Source organism: Citrobacter sp. Cm046 (assembly GCF_030333065.1).
GTDB classification, from domain to species: domain Bacteria; phylum Pseudomonadota; class Gammaproteobacteria; order Enterobacterales; family Enterobacteriaceae; genus Citrobacter; species Citrobacter murliniae.
Map to the genome: position 1 here is coordinate 1 of NZ_JAOWGP010000024.1, position 2959 is coordinate 2959.

The 2959-nt window shown below is 52.1% G+C and carries 1 rRNA gene; it reads left to right on the plus strand.

What is annotated here, in order from left to right:
* The first annotated feature begins 28 nt into the window (after positions 1–28).
* Positions 29–2934 (plus strand): 23S ribosomal RNA (locus OGX98_RS00845).
* Positions 2935–2959 lie beyond the last annotated feature (25 nt).

A 2959-nucleotide genomic window follows, 5' to 3' on the forward strand; every position in this document is an offset into this window, starting at 1 on the left:
TGTTTTACGAAACATCTTCGGGTTGTGAGGTTAAGCGACTAAGCGTACACGGTGGATGCCCTGGCAGTCAGAGGCGATGAAGGACGTGCTAATCTGCGATAAGCGTCGGTAAGGTGATATGAACCGTTATAACCGGCGATTTCCGAATGGGGAAACCCAGTGTGTTTCGACACACTATCATTACGTGAATACATAGCGTAATGAAGCGAACCGGGGGAACTGAAACATCTAAGTACCCCGAGGAAAAGAAATCAACCGAGATTCCCCCAGTAGCGGCGAGCGAACGGGGAGCAGCCCAGAGTCTGAATCAGCATGTGTGGTAGTGGAACGGTCTGGAAAGTCCGACGGTACAGGGTGATAGTCCCGTACACAAAATTGCACATGTTGTGAACTCGAAGAGTAGGGCGGGACACGTGGTATCCTGTCTGAATATGGGGGGACCATCCTCCAAGGCTAAATACTCCTGACTGACCGATAGTGAACCAGTACCGTGAGGGAAAGGCGAAAAGAACCCCGGCGAGGGGAGTGAAAAAGAACCTGAAACCGTGTACGTACAAGCAGTGGGAGCCTCTTTATGGGGTGACTGCGTACCTTTTGTATAATGGGTCAGCGACTTATATTCTGTAGCAAGGTTAACCGAATAGGGGAGCCGAAGGGAAACCGAGTCTTAACTGGGCGTTAAGTTGCAGGGTATAGACCCGAAACCCGGTGATCTAGCCATGGGCAGGTTGAAGGTTGGGTAACACTAACTGGAGGACCGAACCGACTAATGTTGAAAAATTAGCGGATGACTTGTGGCTGGGGGTGAAAGGCCAATCAAACCGGGAGATAGCTGGTTCTCCCCGAAAGCTATTTAGGTAGCGCCTCGTGAATTCATCTTCGGGGGTAGAGCACTGTTTCGGCTAGGGGGTCATCCCGACTTACCAACCCGATGCAAACTGCGAATACCGAAGAATGTTATCACGGGAGACACACGGCGGGTGCTAACGTCCGTCGTGAAGAGGGAAACAACCCAGACCGCCAGCTAAGGTCCCAAAGTCATGGTTAAGTGGGAAACGATGTGGGAAGGCACAGACAGCCAGGATGTTGGCTTAGAAGCAGCCATCATTTAAAGAAAGCGTAATAGCTCACTGGTCGAGTCGGCCTGCGCGGAAGATGTAACGGGGCTAAACCATGCACCGAAGCTGCGGCAGCGACACTATGTGTTGTTGGGTAGGGGAGCGTTCTGTAAGCCGTTGAAGGTGTCCTGTGAGGGGTGCTGGAGGTATCAGAAGTGCGAATGCTGACATAAGTAACGATAATGCGGGTGAAAAACCCGCACGCCGGAAGACCAAGGGTTCCTGTCCAACGTTAATCGGGGCAGGGTGAGTCGACCCCTAAGGCGAGGCCGAAAGGCGTAGTCGATGGGAAACAGGTTAATATTCCTGTACTTGGTGTTACTGCGAAGGGGGGACGGAGAAGGCTATGTTAGCCGGGCGACGGTTGTCCCGGTTTAAGCATGTAGGCGGAGGTTCCAGGTAAATCCGGTACCTTTTAACGCTGAGGTGTGATGACGAGGCACTACGGTGCTGAAGTAACAAATGCCCTGCTTCCAGGAAAAGCCTCTAAGCATCAGGTAACACGAAATCGTACCCCAAACCGACACAGGTGGTCAGGTAGAGAATACCAAGGCGCTTGAGAGAACTCGGGTGAAGGAACTAGGCAAAATGGTGCCGTAACTTCGGGAGAAGGCACGCTGATATGTAGGTGAAGTGATTTACTCATGGAGCTGAAATCAGTCGAAGATACCAGCTGGCTGCAACTGTTTATTAAAAACACAGCACTGTGCAAACACGAAAGTGGACGTATACGGTGTGACGCCTGCCCGGTGCCGGAAGGTTAATTGATGGGGTTATCCGTAAGGAGAAGCTCTTGATCGAAGCCCCGGTAAACGGCGGCCGTAACTATAACGGTCCTAAGGTAGCGAAATTCCTTGTCGGGTAAGTTCCGACCTGCACGAATGGCGTAATGATGGCCAGGCTGTCTCCACCCGAGACTCAGTGAAATTGAACTCGCTGTGAAGATGCAGTGTACCCGCGGCAAGACGGAAAGACCCCGTGAACCTTTACTATAGCTTGACACTGAACACTGGTCCTTGATGTGTAGGATAGGTGGGAGGCTTTGAAGTGTGGACGCCAGTCTGCATGGAGCCAACCTTGAAATACCACCCTTTAATGGCTGGTGTTCTAACGTAGACCCGTAATCCGGGTTGCGGACAGTGTCTGGTGGGTAGTTTGACTGGGGCGGTCTCCTCCTAAAGAGTAACGGAGGAGCACGAAGGTTAGCTAATCCTGGTCGGACATCAGGAGGTTAGTGCAAAGGCATAAGCTAGCTTGACTGCGAGAGTGACGGCTCGAGCAGGTGCGAAAGCAGGTCTTAGTGATCCGGTGGTTCTGAATGGAAGGGCCATCGCTCAACGGATAAAAGGTACTCCGGGGATAACAGGCTGATACCGCCCAAGAGTTCATATCGACGGCGGTGTTTGGCACCTCGATGTCGGCTCATCACATCCTGGGGCTGAAGTAGGTCCCAAGGGTATGGCTGTTCGCCATTTAAAGTGGTACGCGAGCTGGGTTTAGAACGTCGTGAGACAGTTCGGTCCCTATCTGCCGTGGGCGCTGGAGAATTGAGGGGGGCTGCTCCTAGTACGAGAGGACCGGAGTGGACGCATCACTGGTGTTCGGGTTGTCATGCCAATGGCATTGCCCGGTAGCTAAATGCGGAAGAGATAAGTGCTGAAAGCATCTAAGCACGAAACTTGCCCCGAGATGAGTTCTCCCTGAGACTTTAAGTCTCCTGAAGGAACGTTGAAGACGACGACGTTGATAGGTCGGGTGTGTAAGTGTAGCGATACATTGAGCTAACCGATACTAATGAACCGTGAGGCTTAACCTTACAACGCCGAAGCTGTTTTGGCGAA